Origin of the sequence: Pseudomonas folii (assembly GCF_014357575.1) — a bacterium.
GTDB classification, from domain to species: domain Bacteria; phylum Pseudomonadota; class Gammaproteobacteria; order Pseudomonadales; family Pseudomonadaceae; genus Aquipseudomonas; species Aquipseudomonas folii.
In genome coordinates, this window is the sequence record NZ_JACONW010000128.1 from 1 (window position 1) to 15953 (window position 15953).

Here is a 15953-nt window from a genome sequence, read left to right on the forward strand (position 1 = left end):
TCGTTTTGTTTGCATATAAACTCATTCTAAAAATGAATTTAGTGAATAAAGAGTCAGATGCTATGGTTTAACCCGTTTGAGCCCCGGTTACGCCACTGGAGTATTGCGTCATGAGTTTCACTTCTCTGCATTGGGGGGCTTATCGCCCGCAAGTCGTCGATGGCGAGCTGCGGGCGTTGGTGCCGGTGGAGTGGGACAGCGATCCTTCACCTATTGGTGATTCAGTCGCTGCTGCGGTGACATCACCCACCCGTATTCGGCGACCGGCCGTGCGGCGCAGTTTTCTGGAGGGGCAGGGTGGCAGCCCGGAGTTACGTGGGCAGGAACCCTTCGTGGAAGTCTCCTGGGATGTAGCGCTGGAGCTGGTCGCCAAAGAACTGAAACGGGTTAAAACCGAACACGGCAATCAAGCGATTTTTGGCGGCAGTTACGGCTGGGGCAGTGCCGGACGCTTCCATCATGCCCAAAGCCAGCTGCACCGCTTTCTCAATGGTTTCGGCGGTTATGTGGCCAGCGTCGACAGCTACAGCCTGGGCGCTGGGCGCGTGTTGATGCCGCACATCGTCGGCAACATGGACTGGCTGTTGGCGGCGCACACCTCATGGAAAAACCTTGCGCAACATTGCGAGCTGTTTGTCGCTTTTGGCGGTTTGCCTGCCAAAAACGCCCAGACCAGCCCCGGTGGCGCCAGTGATCACCTGCTGACCAAGGCCCTGCAAGACATGTCCGCAGCAGGCGTGGAATTCGTCAACGTCAGTCCGCTCCGCGATGACCTGGTGGGTCCTGCGCATAATGAATGGCTGCCGGTGCGTCCGGGCAGCGACACCGCCTTGATGATGGCCTTGTCTTACGTGCTGGTCACCGAAGGCCTGCACAACGAAGACTTCGTGCAGCGTTATGCGGTGGGCTATGAGCGCTTCCGTGATTACTTGCTCGGCCTTACCGATGGTCAGCCCAAAAGCCCTGAATGGGCACAGGCCCTGACGGATATTCCGGCTGCGCAAATTACCGATCTGGCGAGACGCATGGCCAGCAAGCGCACGATGATCAATGTCGCCTATTCCTTGCAGCGCTCGGTGCATGGCGAGCAACCGTTCTGGATGACCGTCACGTTGGCGGCACTGTTGGGGCAGATCGGTTTGCCCGGAGGTGGCTTCGGTCTTGGTTACGGTTGCATGAACAACACCGGCAGCGGCCGCAAGGCATTTTCCGGGCCGCGTTTTTCACAGGGCCAGAACGCCGTCAAAGACTTTATTCCGGTGGCGCGGGTGGTGGACATGTTGCTCAACCCCGGCGCTGAGTTTGACTACAACGGCCAGCAACGGCATTACCCGGATATCCGTCTGGTGTACTGGGCGGGCGGCAATATCTTTCACCACCATCAGGACCTTAATCGTCTATTGCAGGCCTGGCAGCATCCGGAAACCATCGTCGTCCACGAGCAGTTCTGGACCGCTCAGGCCAAATATGCCGATATCGTGTTGCCCGCTACGACCGCGTTGGAACGTAATGATATCGGCAGTTCGGCCTCGGATCGCTTCATGATCGCCATGCAGCAGGCGATCGAGCCGGTGGGCGAGTCTCGCGACGATTACGCGATTCTGGCCGAGCTTTCCGAGCGACTGGGTTTTGCCGATAGCTTTACCGAAGGCCGGGATGCATCCGGCTGGCTGCGGCATATTTATGAAGAGTCACGGGGCAGGGCGGGTGAGTTTGGCATTCAGTTGCCCGATTACGACCAGTTCTGGTGCGATGGTTTATTTGAAGTCGAGTACCCGGAGCTGGATACGGTGTTGCTGGAGGCTTTCCGCGAAGATCCGCTCGCTCATCCACTGCCAACCCCTTCGGGGCGGATCGAAATTTTCTCCGAGCGCATCGCCGGGTTCGGTTATGCCGACTGCCCCGGTCACCCGGTGTGGCTGGAAAAAACAGCCGCCGACTACCCGCTGCATCTGTTATCCAACCAGCCGAAAACCCGCCTGCACAGCCAGTACGATCACGGCAGCTATAGCTGTGCATCAAAGATTCAACAGCGCGAACCCCTGACCCTCAATACCGATGATGCACGCGCGCGGGGTATCAGCGACGGCGATGTGGTCAAGGTCTACAACAATCGTGGGGCATTCCTGGCCGGGGTCATTGTCTCGGACAACATCCGCCCCGGCGTGGTCCAGATCGCCACCGGTGCATGGTTCGACCCGCTGGTGCATGGCGAGCCCGGCAGTCTTGAAAAACACGGCAACCCGAACATGATCACTCAGGATGTTGGCTCATCAAGCCTGTCTCAGGGTTGTTCGGCGCAAACGGCGACGGTGGAGATCGTGAAGTGGGAAGGGGAATTGCCAGGGATTACCGCGTTTGAACCGCCGGTGATGGTGTAGGGGATTAGGTTTGCTCGCAATCCGTAGGACTGGCTTTAGCCGGGAGAGCGGTATTTCTGGCGAGGGATATTTAGCGGATGTACCGACGCCCTCCCGGCTAAAGCCGGTCCTACGGAATAGCGCGGTCTATGTGGGAGCGGTGCTTGCCCGCGATGCATGTGACGCAATTCTCAGGCATACCGAGTTATCGTTTATCGTCGGAATGCCGACCAGACCAAGCACCGCCCCCATAAGGGAATGAAGCATTCCAATTCAATTGCGCATTAATTCTGATACCGACTCTGCCGCAACCGCTCCAGACTATTGCTCAAGTGCAAGCGCATCGCCGCCCGCGCGGCATCACGGTCCTGATGGGCAATCGCCGCAAAGATCTGTTCGTGTTCGCGACGCAGGATTTCCAGATAGTCCGGTGAGTGGTCGTTGCTGAGCTGCATTCTTGAGCGCGGGATGATGCTGCTGCCCAGTTGCTCCATCACGTCGGTGAAGAAGCTGTTGGCGGTACACAGCGATATCTGATGATGAAACTCGAAATCGGCCAAAGCGGTGTCGCTGCCCGGCGGGCAGGCATTGAGGGTGTCGAGTGCCTGGCGGATCGCCTGCAATTGCTCCGGCGTGCGCCGTTCGGCCGCCAGCGCGGCTGACTCCACTTCGAGGCTCTGGCGCAGCTCAATGATCGCGATGGCATCGCGCAACGTGCCGCTGGTGCGCTCGTCGACCTGGAAATCATTGGGGCGACTGGCATCCACCACGAAGGTGCCGATGCCGTGCCGGGTTTCCACCAGCCCTTCGGCCTGTAACCTGGACATGGCCTCGCGAACCACCGTGCGGCTGACGCCTTTCTCTTGAATGATCACCTGCTCGGTGGGCAGTTTCTCCCCGGCCTTGATCTCGCCCTCACGGATTCTGCGCGAGAAGTCATTGACCAGTTGCTGAGCCAGGCTGGTACGCCGATCCGGGGTTGCAGGAGGGATTTCCATGTCACTCATTCAAGTTTCCATTGGGCCGCAGAGTATAACCTCAGCCAGCTGCCACGCTGGCGCCAGCTGGCACTATAATGTCGGTTCTTCGAAAACGAGTCAGCCCATGTCGGACCCAGACCTTTCGTCCCAGAAAAAACACAGACGTTTAGCCGAGACCCTGGTTGATCGCTTTGCCCAGCGCATGCGCGATGGCGTGCTCAAGCGCGGTGAGAAACTGCCTCCCGAGCTGCACATCATGGAGGCCGAGGGCGTGAGCCGTACGGTAGTGCGCGATGCATTGTCGCGCATGCAGGCGGCGGGGCTTGTGGAAACCCGTCACGGGGTGGGCACCTTTGTTCTGGACATGCCTGCGCCAGCCGGTTTCGTGATTGGCCCGGCGACCATCGCGACCTTGCCTGACGTGCTGAATCTGCTGGAGTTTCGTTTGAGTCTGGAAGTGGAAGCAGCGGGCATGGCTGCACAACGGCGAACCCCCGAAGCCCTGCTGGAAATCAAGCAGGCGCTGGACGCCTTGCTCGAAGGTCCGCAAAAGTCCGGGACGACGATCAATGCCGATTTCCAGTTTCACCTGAAAATCGCCAAGGCATCGGGCAATACTTACCTGATCGACATCATGAAGCACCTCGGCACCAAGCTGATTCCCCGCACCCGGATGAATTCAGCCTACACCGGACAGAGTGATCGAACGGCGTATCTGGCCGGGATCAATGCCGAGCACCGGCAGATTTATCTGGCGATTGCCGCCGGGAATGTAGATGCGGCGCGTTCGGCCATGTACTTGCACCTGAACAGCAGCCGCATCCGTTTGCATCAAACCCAGGCAAGCCAGGAGTTGTACAGCAACTAGCGTTTAAAGAAGGCCGGATGATTACAGGAAGTTGTATTGCACGCCGACCCGCAGACGTAACTGACGCTTGTCATCGGCACTGTCGACCTTTATATCGCCGACTTCGAAGAACGGCACCCAGCGTTTATCGATCTTGTATTTGAATACGGCGTTCTGTTCATAGTCCGTCTTGCCGTTGTCATAGCGAATATAGTCGGCATCGAAGTAAGTGAACTGATATTCATATGCCCACTTACTGTTTTGCGGCGCATAGTTGAGCCAGACGTCATAACGGTTGATGCTCTGGTTATCCATCGCGTTGTCGGGCATGTCTTCATTGATCTTGTCTCGATCCAGCTTGATGGAGTCATAGCGGTAGCGCGCAGAGGCATTCAAAGTGTCGCTGATGCGGTATGTGGCTTTCAGGCCGACTTTATAGGCGGTGGATTTTTCGATGCTTTCCAGCGCAATGGAAGGGGTCAGCATCCAGTCCGCATTGAGTTTGTACTGATAGGTCATGCCCAGTTCGTGCCCGTTGCCCACGGTATTGTCAAAAGCAACGTCCTGTCGGTCACCGGCAGTCTTGTATTTAAGTTCACCTTCAAAGCCGAGACCGTTATCCAGTCGGGTACCGAACTTGACCCGGTCCGAGTGCATCCGCGTACTTTCCGCATATTGATGCCGATAGTTGATATAGCCACTGTCGGCCATGGCGAGCGTGGAGGTCAACAGCGCAGCAAACGTCATCATTGCTTGGGTAGTTTTCATGTTTTTTATTCTTGTTAAATGAAATGGAAGGTTTTATTCACAGCAGATTTCAGGCAGCCGGGTTCCTCGGCAGGAAATGCCGAAGGACGCGACGGGTTAAAACTTCATTGGTCTTACAGCGCCAGGCAGGCGACCGGTTGTTCGATGTTATGGGTGTTCATGTCGCGACTCGCCTGAACCAACAGGCGGGTGTAAGCATGTTGCGCCTCATGCCGGGCCAGCTCGCCCGTGTCGAGAATCTCAACAATCTTGCCGCCTTGCATCACCGCCACCTGCTCGCACAGATGGGCAACCACGGCGAGGTCATGCGTCACCATCAGGTACGTCAGGCCCTGTTCGCGGCGCAGGTCGGCGAGCAGGTTGAGAATTTCCGCCTGCACTGAAACATCCAGTGCCGAGGTCGGCTCATCCAGCAGCAGGACCCGGGGTTCGAGGATCAGCGCCCGGGCAATCGCGACGCGTTGGCGCTGCCCGCCCGACAGTTGATGCGGGTGGCGGAAGCGAAAGCTGTCATTGAGGCCTACCTTGCGCAGAATCTCGCTGACCCGATCATCACGGTCGCCGATGCGGTGAATTGCCAGTGGTTCCTTGAGCGCCGAATCAATGGTGTGGCGCGGATGCAGCGAGGCATAGGGGTCCTGAAAGACCATCTGCACCGTTCGATAATGCTCTGCTTGCAGCTTGCGCTGCACTTGTTGGCCGTTGACCTGCAGTGCGCCGGTCCAGTGCTGGTATTGCCCGGCAAGACAGCGCAGTACGGTGGTTTTGCCTGAGCCGGACTCGCCCACCAGGCCGAACGCCTGACCTTTTTCAACGCGCAGGTTGACGTCATGCAGCACCTGATTGAGCGCCGGACCCGTACCGAAACTGAGGTTGAGTGATTGGACTTCGATCATCGCCATGGGAAATACCTCAATGAGTCAGCCAGAGGGGATCGCGCTGGAGCACCGGCAGGCTGCTGCGCGGAAAGTCCAGGCTCGGCAACGCGGCGAGCAGCCCGCGCGTATAGGGGTGCTCTGCTCTGGCAAGGTCGGCGGCTTCCAGTGATTCCATGACCCGTCCGGCGTACATCACCAGGACCCTGTCGCAGAAGTGCTGCACCAGATTCAGGTCGTGGCTGATGAACAGCAGGCCCAGATCCCGTTCACTGACCAGTTCTTCGAGAATGTTCAGCACCTGACGGCGTACCGAGACGTCCAGCGCCGAGGTGGGCTCGTCGGCGATGATCACCTGTGGATCGGTGATGACCATCATCGCGATCATGATTCGTTGGCCCATGCCGCCGGAGACTTCGTGCGGGTAGAGCTGATAGACCCGCTGAGGATCGCGGATATGCACCTTGGCGAGCATGTCCAGCGCACGCTCTTTGGCTTCCTGATGCGACACTTTGTGATGGGCCAGATACGCCTCGGCGATCTGCTCGCCGACCTTGACCACCGGATTCAGCGAGTATTTCGGGTCTTGCATGATCATCGACATGCGACGGCCACGAACGCCCTGCATTTGTTTTTCGCTGGCACTAAGCAGGTCGATGTCGTCAAAGCGCAGGGTCTTGGCGGTGATTCGTGCCGTTGCCGGATGCAGGCGCAGCAGGGCGCGGCCGACTGTGGATTTACCCGAGCCGGACTCGCCGACAATCGCCAGCTTTTCCCGGCCCAGATTGAACGAAACGCCTTGCACAGCCAGAGTGGTCTTGCCTGCGTTGGTGAACTCGACGCGTAAGTCGTCTACGGCGAGCTTGCTATGTGATGCGGATAACTGAGACATGGCTGTTACCTCTTATTAAATTCGCAATCCTTTGAGTGGAATGCATGTCCCCTGTAGGAGCGCGCTTGCCCGCGATACGATTTTGGACCCAACACATTTGTTGCCTGTGCAGACCCATCGCGGGCAAGCGCGCTCCTACAGGTGGCAAGGCATCGAGATTTATTCATTACGCGGATCCAGCACGTCGCGCAGGCCGTCGCCGAGCAGATTGAACGCCAGGCTGACCAGCATGATCGTCGCGCCAGGTGCTGCCACAAGCCACCAGCTTTCCAGCATGTAACGCCGACCGCTGGAGATCATCGCGCCCCATTCCGGCAGCGGTGCCTGCGCGCCCAGACCGAGAAAACCCAGTGCCGCAGCGGTCAGAATGATGCTGGCCATGTTCATGGTCAGGCGGATGATCACTGACGACAGGCACATCGGGATGATGTGTCGACCGATGATGCGCAGCGGTGAGCCACCTTGCAGTTTCACGGCGACAACAAAGTCGGCGTTACGCAGCGACAGGGTCTCAGCTCGTGCAAGACGCGCAATCGGTGGCCAGGCGGTGAGGGCGATGGCGATCACTGCATGCTCCAGGCCAGGACCGAGCGCGGCAATAAACGCCAAGGCCAGGACCAGGCTCGGGAACGAAATGAAGATGTCGGTGATGCGCATGAACAGGCTGTCGACCCAACCACCGAAATAGCCGGACACCGTGCCGATCAACAGGCCGATAGGCCCTACGATCACCGTCACCAGCAGCACGATGTACAGGGTGATGCGCGAGCCATGAACCAGTCGGCTGAACACGTCGCGGCCGTACTCATCCGTGCCGAACCAATGGGCCGCGCCGGGCGCTTGCAAGGCGCGGGTCAGGTCTTGTTGCAGCGGGTCATGGCTGGCGATCCAGGGTGCGAACAGCGCAACGATCATCAGCACTGAAATTACGGTCAGCCCGGCCAGCGTCATCGGGTTGCGCAACAGAAAACGCATCATGCGCGCCGCGCTGCCGGTCAAGGCCGCCAGACTTGAAGCGGGTACTGCCGCTGCCATAGGGGTAGCTTGCGAAGTCGTCATCAGCGGGTTCTCGGGTCGAAGACTTTATAAAGGGCGTCGCTGATCTGGTTCAGGGCGACAAAGATCAGCCCGATCAACAGCACGCACGCCATCACCGCATTCATGTCACCCAGCAGCAGGCTGCTGGTCAGGTACTGGCCAAAGCCTGGCCATGCAAATACCGTCTCGATCAATACCGCGCCTTCAAGCAATCCGCCGTAGGCGAGGGCGACGATGGTCAGCAGTTGCACGCGGATGTTGCGGAACGCATGCCCCCAGACAATCCGCCGCTGGGACAGGCCCTTGACCCGCGCCGTGATGATGTATTCCTGGGACAGCTGTTCAAGCATGAAGCTGCGGGTCATGCGGCTGATGTATGCCACCGAGTTGAAGCTGAGGATGATTGCGGGTAACAGGATGTGCCGCAGGGCGCTGCGAAACGCATCCCAGTCGCCGGACAGTGCGGTGTCGATCAGCAGCAAACCGGTGCGTGTCGGGATCAGACCGTCGTACGCCAGTCCAATCCGTCCCACCCCGCCGGCCCAACCCAGCCAGGCGTAGAACACCAGAAATGCCATCATGCCCAGCCAGAAGATCGGCGTTGAATAACCGAACAGGGTGAACAGCCGGGCGATATGGTCGCCGGGGCGGCCTTGATGAGTCGCGGCATATACACCCAGCGGCAACCCGGCCAGAACACCGAAGACAATGGCCAGTGTGGCCAGCTCAAGTGTGGCGGGGAACACTCGGGCAATGTCTTCGATGACCGGATGACCTGTCAGCAGCGCGTTGCCAAAATTGCCATGCAGCAAGTCGTTGAGATAGCCACCAAATTGCACCCAAAGCGGCTTGTCGAGCCCCAGTTCTTTGTAAGCCTGGGCATAAGTCGACGCGTCAGCGTCCGGGCCGACGATGGCCAGCACCGGGTCCAGCGGCATGACCCGACCGATGAAGAACGTGAGCAGCAACAGGCCGAACAGCGTCGCCAGCACTGAGCCGCTGCGCCGGGTCGTGCCAGCCATGCGGCTGCCCCACAATGAAACAGATGCACTCGTCATAAGAATTCCTGCCTTGCGAAAGCGACTGAGTCCGGATCAACGTTGTTTGTAGACGTCGTGCAGGCGCGTCGTGGCGGCGCTGTGGCCGATGTAGTCACGCACGTCGGCATGCACCACGACCTCGTCGGTCATCTGCGAAATCGGCATGATCGCGCCGACCTGCTGGTCGTACAGGGTCTGGATGCGTTGATAGAGCGCCAGTTGGCGTTGCGCATCGCGTTCCTGTTCGGCCTGCTCGATCAGTTGATTGAGTTCGGCGCTGTAGAACGAAGTGCGCCAGCCCTGAAAGTTGCTCAGCTTTGCTGCTTCGCGGTTATCCGGGTTGTAGACCAATGCTCGCAGGCTGGAATGGGGATGACGTTCGGCCCCGCCACCGCCGCGCCCGACCAGAATGTCGAAACGCCGGTCGCGCATGGCGCCGTAAATCTGGTTGCCGGTGCCGGTAATGATCGTGGCGCGAATACCGGCCTGAGCCAGAGTGGATTGCAGGCTGGTGGCGATATTGATGAAGGGTGAATCGGTCAGTGAGCGCAGCGTAATCGTGAAGCCATTTTCGTGCCCGGCTTCCGCCAGCAGACGTTTGGCTTCCTGCACATTCAGGCGATAACCGGGGTCATCCAGACGGGCCGCCAGACCCAGTTGCAGCGGGCGCTGGTTGGCCACGCCGTAGTGGGGCATGACCACTTCATTGATGCCTTGATAGTCGATCAGCAGGCGTATCGCCTTGCGCACCCGGATGTCCTGAAACAGCGGTTGCTCCATGCTCAGTGCAACGTAGTAAATGGTTCCGCGAGCGATGGTCTGTACGTTGACTTCAGGAGAGCGGGTCAGGGCTTTGATATCGGTAGCCGCCATGCCGCGGGCCACGTCCAGATCGCCGCGTTCGACCATCAGGCGCAGGGCCTGGGATTCGGTCATGTTGCGCATGATCACCCGGCGCATTTTCGCCGGACCACGCCAGTAATTATCGAAACGCGTCATCAGGATCACGTCGTTGGCGCGCCAGATGTCCAGCTTGAAAGCGCCGGAGCCTGCGGTGTGCGTCGTCAGCCATGCGGCACCCTGATCTTCACCCTGGGCATGTTGCATGGCGGTATGATGATCAATCACAAAGGCGCTTGGCGAGGTTGCCAGTGTGTTGAGCACAAGCAGCGGATCGGTCGGCCGTGGCAGATCGAGGACGAATGTCAGCGGGTCTTCAGCGCGCATCAACTGTGCGACGTTCTGCGCGGTGTAGCCGTAAGCTTTCCAGGTCGAAGCCAGCGCGCGATTGAGGGTGACGACCCGTTGCAGTGACCAGGCGACATCCTGTGCGGTCAGTGGCTGGCCTGAATGGAAGGTCACGCCGGGGCGCAGGTGAAAGGTTATACGCATGCGGTCTGCGCTGACTTCCCAGCGTTCGGCCAGCGCAGGAATCAGCGTATCGGGCGCGCTGGCATCCTGTTCGAGCAGCATGTCGTAGACGTTGGAATTGACTTCGGCCACTTCAAGACCGGTGGCGGCGGCAGGGTCCAGAGAAAGCAGATTGATCATGCTCATGCCAACCACCAGTTGATCAACCGGGGTTTCACCGCGCGCCATGCCGGGCGAGGTGTGCAGAAGCGTCGCAGTCAGCGCCACGCACAGTAACTGGCGCAGGCGCGAAGGCCAGAGTTTCATAGGGCAGTCCTTTCTTATATTTATTAAGACTCTTGTGCCAGAGGCGCTCATGTCGCCTCTGTGCGGTGCCGCCTGTCAGTAACGCTGGTGTGTGTTGGCCTCGATGTAGTGGAAGTTGATGTCTTCACCCAGGCCCGGGCGGTCCGACAAATGCACGTAGCCTTCATCATCCATAGGGTCGACCAGCGTGTTCAGATAAGCCGGAACCTGCTCGTAATCCAGGAACGGGTGCAGCAGGCCGCGCTCGTACCAGCGGCAGTTGCTGATGGCGCCGATCACTTGCAGGTTGGCCGCGCCGTTACCGTGAACCTCGCAATCCATGCCAAACGCCTCGGCCATGTGCGCGACTTTCAGGCACGGGCTGATACCGCCTACACCGGCAACCCCGGCGCGCAGAATATCGCAGGATCTGGACGTCACCCAGCTCGCACGGCTGTGATATTTGCCGTCGATGCTTTCCGGACCGAGCACCGGGATGTCGAGGTTGGCGGCCAGCCAGGCATAAGACTCGGCCGAGTCTTCGATCATGGGCTCTTCGAACCAGGCGAAGTCGAGCTTCTGCAGTTCGCGACCGATGTACAGTGCATCAACACGGCTGTACCAGTGATAACCGTCGAGCATCAGCGCGATGTCCGGGCCTACCGCTTCACGCACTGCGGCGCAGGCCTTTACGTCCATACGCGGGTTTGGCGCGAAGGAAATCGGTGGCATCCAGGTGTGCAGCTTGATGGCTTTGTAGCCGCGAGCGACCAGTTTTTCGGCGAACTGGCCGTACTCATCCGGAGTGGAAAGGCCGCCTGGCAAATCGTCGCCACACATAGTCGAACCGTAGGCCAACACCTTGTCGCGATAACCCCCGAGCAGTTTGTAGACCGGCTGTTTCAGCACGCGCCCGGCCAGATCCCAGAGCGCCTGTTCGACCAGTGCCAAAGCGCGGTCAGTCAGTTGACTGGCGCTGCCCCGTTGCCAGTGAGCGAGTTCTTGCCAGATTTTCTCGCGGTTCATCGGGTTCTGCCCGATCAGCACTTTCTTGACGAAGGATTCGATGATGTGCGGACGGATCAGCTCCGGAGCGCCGAAGGCATAACCCTCGCTGCCGTCGTCACACGCGATGCGCAACATGGCCAGATTGACCGGTTTTTCTTCGCCAGGATGAGCATGGCCTGCGCTGTCAACGGCACGACGCGACGGATGGGAAAAGACCTCGACACTGATACGGGTGATTTTCATGGAGAGCTTGCCTTGGATATTGTGATTATTAGGTGGCTTTGCTGTATGTCGTCATACAACGATGAGGCGATTATTTTCCCGCTTGGTCAGGTGTGTCAATGGGTTTTTGCGGTTTTTATGGGGCGCGGGGGAAGTTTTGAAGGGGAGGGTGGTTCTTTTTATCGAGAGGAGGTATCTAAAGTCGTCATACTTCGTGCGAAGCGGAGAAGGATTGGTTTTGAGAGGAAATGCCCAGCTCCCACAGGAATCACTGACGACGTGGGCCTTCGGGTAAACATGGAGTCTCACGCAGAAATGACTGATGACGTGGGACCGGCTTCAGCCGGGAAGACGCCGGGACAGACGCTGAATATGTGCAGTCAGAGATATCGCTTTCCCGGCTAAAGCCGGTCCCACTGCATCTGTGGGTGCCATAGGTTTTGACTTCGAATGCCCTTGTGGAAGCCGAGCAAGCTCAGCTCCCACAGGTCATACAGGCATGGTCAAAAGGGTCAGACTTTAAACTGGTTGACCATCGTTTGTAACTGGACACTCAGGCGGGCCAGTTCAACGCTGGATGACGCAGTTTCCTCGCTGGCGGCGGCCGTTTGCTCCGAGATATCGCGGACATTGAGTACGCTGCGATTGATCTCTTCGGTGACGGCGCTCTGCTGTTCCGCAGCCGCTGCGATCTGTTGGTTCATGGACTCGATTTCAGACACCGAACGGCTGATGCTATTCAAGGATGTGCCGGCCTTGCGAGTCAGTTCAACAGTACTTTCGGTCAGGCTGCTACTGTTATCCAGAATCGCTGCGACCCGGTCGGTTCCTTTGTGGAGCCCGTGAATCAGACTGGCGATCTCCTCGGTGGACGTTTGAGTGCGCTGAGCAAGACTTCTGACCTCATCCGCGACCACCGCAAATCCACGGCCTGCTTCACCTGCTCGGGCTGCTTCAATGGCAGCGTTGAGCGCCAGGAGATTGGTTTGCTCGGCAACTGCTTTGATAACATCGAGTACGCCGCCGATCTTGTCGCTTTCGCGCTTAAGGTCATCCATGGCTGTTTTCGAATGGCCCACTTCAACCGCCAGGCTTTCAATTTGGTTCACCGCCTGGGCGACAATCACATCCCCCTCACGGGCTTCTCTGGACGCATTGACTGCCGCGTTGGATGCCTGCTCGGCATTACGGGCAACCTCCTGGACCGTGGCGCCCATCTCATGCATCGCTGTAGCGACCTGATCCGTTTCGGATTTTTGGCTCTGGACCCCGGTGCTCGTTTGTTCGGTCACTGCAGACAGTTGTTCGGCAGCGCTTGCGATCTGCACGACACCGTCCTTGAGCCCAATGATCAAGCCTTTTAGCTTGACGGTCATTTTCTGCATGCTGTTTTCAAGTCGGCCCAGTTCATCTTGACGATCGGTAACTTGGTCATGAGTGAGATCGCCGTCGGCAACGCGTTCAGCGAGACCCAATGTCTTCAAAAGAGGAGTGACTATCAGGCGAGTAATAATCCAGGCCGCGAGGGTGCTGACAATCAATGCGATAACCAGACCGATGATGAGCAAGTCGCGAGATTGAGCCAGATCCTCAAGGCGCAAGGTTGTCTGATTTTTTGTAAGTTCGTCGGCCGCTGCGAAGAGGATTTTTATGTCCTTGGAAATATTGGCCTGAGACTCCGTGATCTTTGTCTGAGCATCAGAAAACTGCTGCACAGTACTTTGATAAGCCTTCAGCGACGTGTCTATACTTTGAAGCGTCTCTGCCGGCAGCCCTGATCCTTTCAGGCTTTCGACGAAACGTATGACTTCAGCTATCGATTCCTTGGCCTGCCGCTCAGCGCCTGCATTCAACGTATACGTGTAACCCCTGACATCAAAGCGCATGCGCTGAAACAAGGCACGTGCACGTGTCACGCTGTCACGCATGGCGGCATCGCCCGTTTCAGCGTTGGCGAAGGCGGTCAAGCGTTCAAGGTTTTTAGCCGCTTCGTCAGCATGGTTGCCAAATACTTCCCGTGTTGCCTCTCGTGCATTTGTGGCCTTGACGACGGCGTCGTATTGAACACGATAGTCTTTCAATCCATCACTGGCGGCGTTGAGGTGGGGGACGTTGAGGGCGGAGCTGAACATCGGCCGGGCGTACTCAAGATGCCGGTCCAGGTTATCCACGGCTTTTAACCAACTGGCGGCTCGCTCGTTGTCAGGGGTGATGATGTAGGCCAGTCGCTCAATGCGTATATCTCTGGTCAGGGAGCCGAGTTTGCCAATGTCATCGATTCTCTGGCTTCGTTCGCCCATTTCCTTGATGCCCGACCAACCCACTCCGGCGATGAGTACGGTGAGCAGCATGACCATACCAAAGCCCAACGCAAGCTTGGTATGAACGGCTATATTCGAAAGTCCGCGATGTATCATTTTCAGCATGAATAATGCTCCGAGTATCTTCAGGAATACGGTATGAGGCTGCTCCCTGCCAATCGTCCAGTTGAAGTTTTATCGGTGGCGGCTTGGGAAACTTTAATTAAAGTTCGACAACTTTCCGGTTGTATTCATTAAAGTTTAAGACACGGAGAAATACATCTGGAATTGCAATGAGTTCACTGTTTTTTAAAATATTTTTTGCTGCGGACCAGCGCCAGCGCTGGCCCGGCGTGGATGCAGTTCTGAAGGTGCGCTCAACAAAATTTTATCAGTTGTACGATCACTGTCAGGCGAGGCAGGTTCTATGAAGGAGATAGAAAATATTCATGGTTTGAATTAAGCCAAACTTAATTGGGAACTTTTAGGCCACGTCCGTATTTTCAGTGCAGTTCCTGATCTGTTTTAGCCGTGTATTACCTGACCTGCGAATAAACCTGTAACGCGGTCAATGGGGGGCTTGCCCCCCCCTAGCACCTATTGAAGCCGCTCTTGCGGCTTTCAGGGCATAGGACAAACCCCCGTGTTCTATCCAGATAGCAAGCCAGGCGCAGAATAATTCCTCACCTACCGAGTGGCTTTTTCCCGCTCCGCAAACACGGCCTTGCCTACGCCCACCAGGGTCACGTCATTCTGCGGTGTATGAATGCGTGCGCAGAGTACGTTGCGCAGATGGCGTTGCAGTGGGTTGCTGCGAGACAGGCCGGGGTTGCCCGCTGCTTCAATGGCCAGCTCCACGGCGCGAATGGCGTTGGTTGTGACCAGGTATTTGATCTGCGCTGCGTGCGCAGGTGGAGTCAGGCCCGCGGCGGCTGATTGCAGCAGGCTGTGGTTGTTGAACAGCAGCGTGTCGATCTCGCCGACTACTTCCTGAAAACGCGGCAGGGTCGATAATGCAGCACCGAGGTTGGACGGTTTACGTTCCTCCAGCCACTGCACGAACCAGTTGCGCGCCGAGCGGGCGACGCCGTCGTAGACCGAGGACAGCAAGACCGACATCCACATGAAGCCTGCCGGGTCCAGTTCTGCCTGTGGTGCGCTCCAGGGACTGAAGCTGACGGCGTGTTCCAGCGGCACCAGAACGTCTTCGAAGATCACTTCATGGCTGCACGTGGCACGCATGCCCAGGTGATCCCAGTCTTCGACAATGCGAATGCCTGGCGTGTCCTTGTGCACCAGCCACGCGCCTACCAGTGGGTCAGCATCGTCGCTGCGCGCCCAGACGTTGTACCAGGTCAGACCATGGCTGCCGGTGGAGTAGATCTTACTGCCGCTGATGCGCCAGCCTTCGGCGGTACGTCGTGCCGTGGTTGCAGGCAAGCCGCCACGAGCGGGGGTGCCGAGGTCCGGTTCGACGCGCAGCGAGTTGATCAGCGCGCCGTCGCGCACAGCGTCTGTCGCTACTTGCAGGCGCAGATGCCGGGGCCAGCTTTTGCTCTGCTGCAGGCGTGCGTGCTGGATGTATTGCATGACCAGAATCAATGCCGTCGACGGCTCGCCCTGAGCAACGGCACTGATGGTTTGCAGCGCTTGAGGCAAGTCAGCGCCACCGCCGCCCAGTTCGGTCGGCACGGTCAGACCGAGCAAGCCGTGCTTGTGAAGCAGGCTGAAGTTTTCGTGGGGGAACTCGCCACTGACGTCATAGCGCTCTGCGGTTGCGGCCAGGGCGGCAGTGATCGATGCCAGCCGGGCGGTGAAAACCTCGGCGGACTCGATGTCGCTGGTGGCAACGGGGCGAAGGGGAAATACGCTCATTGATGGGGTTTCCTCTTACTCACAATCTTGAATGTTGCGCAAATGATTGGAGGGGTGAAGGTTTTGTTGGTGCGGCACTTATGTGGGAGCGG

At 58.1% G+C, this 15953-nt stretch carries 12 protein-coding genes and 1 pseudogene; 2 read left to right on the forward strand and 11 right to left on the reverse strand.

All coding sequences use genetic code 11. From position 1 onward, the window contains the following. The first annotated feature begins 110 nt into the window (after window positions 1–110). Window positions 111–2381: a molybdopterin guanine dinucleotide-containing S/N-oxide reductase gene (locus H8S59_RS20975; RefSeq protein WP_187522678.1), complete on the forward strand. Its 2271-nt coding sequence runs from the start codon at window positions 111–113 to the stop codon at window positions 2379–2381. A gap of 263 nt (window positions 2382–2644) precedes the next feature. Here H8S59_RS20975 and H8S59_RS20980 read toward each other — a convergent pair whose 3' ends face one another. Further along, window positions 2645–3367 (reverse strand): FadR/GntR family transcriptional regulator, encoded by a 723-nt coding sequence (locus H8S59_RS20980; protein ID WP_425504597.1) that lies wholly within the window; start codon window positions 3365–3367, stop codon window positions 2645–2647. A 97-nt stretch (window positions 3368–3464) separates the two neighbouring features. Between H8S59_RS20980 and H8S59_RS20985 the strand changes: the two genes are divergently transcribed. Then, on the forward strand, window positions 3465–4208 hold the full coding sequence (locus H8S59_RS20985) for a FadR/GntR family transcriptional regulator (RefSeq protein ID WP_087271095.1): 744 nt from the start codon (window positions 3465–3467) through the stop codon (window positions 4206–4208). A gap of 21 nt (window positions 4209–4229) precedes the next feature. Here H8S59_RS20985 and H8S59_RS20990 read toward each other — a convergent pair whose 3' ends face one another. The 10 genes and pseudogenes from H8S59_RS20990 to H8S59_RS21030 all read right to left on the reverse strand — a co-directional run bounded on the left by H8S59_RS20990 (window position 4230) and on the right by H8S59_RS21030 (window position 15861). Then, on the reverse strand, window positions 4230–4955 hold the full coding sequence (locus tag H8S59_RS20990; protein ID WP_095094728.1) for an oligogalacturonate-specific porin KdgM family protein: 726 nt from the start codon (window positions 4953–4955) through the stop codon (window positions 4230–4232). A 113-nt stretch (window positions 4956–5068) separates the two neighbouring features. Then, window positions 5069–5857 carry an ABC transporter ATP-binding protein gene (locus tag H8S59_RS20995; RefSeq protein ID WP_187522679.1) on the reverse strand — a complete coding sequence of 263 codons (789 nt, stop codon included), beginning with the start codon at window positions 5855–5857 and terminating at the stop codon, window positions 5069–5071. A gap of 10 nt (window positions 5858–5867) precedes the next feature. Further along, window positions 5868–6722, reverse strand: coding sequence for an ABC transporter ATP-binding protein (locus tag H8S59_RS21000; RefSeq protein ID WP_187522680.1), 855 nt, complete (start codon window positions 6720–6722; stop codon window positions 5868–5870). Window positions 6723–6881: 159 nt separating this feature from the next. Beyond that, a complete protein-coding gene (locus tag H8S59_RS21005) occupies window positions 6882–7781 on the reverse strand; it encodes an ABC transporter permease (RefSeq protein ID WP_087271040.1) in 900 nt (299 codons plus the stop codon). Further along, window positions 7781–8818: an ABC transporter permease gene (locus tag H8S59_RS21010; protein WP_187522681.1), complete on the reverse strand. Its 1038-nt coding sequence runs from the start codon at window positions 8816–8818 to the stop codon at window positions 7781–7783. The genes H8S59_RS21005 and H8S59_RS21010 overlap by 1 nt, the downstream gene beginning before the upstream one ends. A 36-nt stretch (window positions 8819–8854) precedes the next feature. Then, complete coding sequence (locus H8S59_RS21015) at window positions 8855–10477, reverse strand: ABC transporter substrate-binding protein (protein WP_187522682.1); 1623 nt, start codon at window positions 10475–10477, stop codon at window positions 8855–8857. Between the two features lie 75 nt (window positions 10478–10552). Further along, a complete protein-coding gene (locus tag H8S59_RS21020; RefSeq protein WP_095094718.1) occupies window positions 10553–11707 on the reverse strand; it encodes a mandelate racemase family protein in 1155 nt (384 codons plus the stop codon). A gap of 491 nt (window positions 11708–12198) precedes the next feature. Then, complete coding sequence (locus H8S59_RS27405) at window positions 12199–13071, reverse strand: methyl-accepting chemotaxis protein (protein ID WP_425504598.1); 873 nt, start codon at window positions 13069–13071, stop codon at window positions 12199–12201. Beyond that, window positions 13060–14112: pseudogene (locus H8S59_RS27410) on the reverse strand (methyl-accepting chemotaxis protein); the annotation flags it as partial. The gene H8S59_RS27405 and the pseudogene H8S59_RS27410, both read right to left, overlap by 12 nt. Before the next feature lie 561 nt (window positions 14113–14673). Beyond that, a complete protein-coding gene (locus H8S59_RS21030) occupies window positions 14674–15861 on the reverse strand; it encodes an acyl-CoA dehydrogenase family protein (RefSeq protein ID WP_187522683.1) in 1188 nt (395 codons plus the stop codon). Between the last annotated feature and the right edge of the window lie 92 nt (window positions 15862–15953).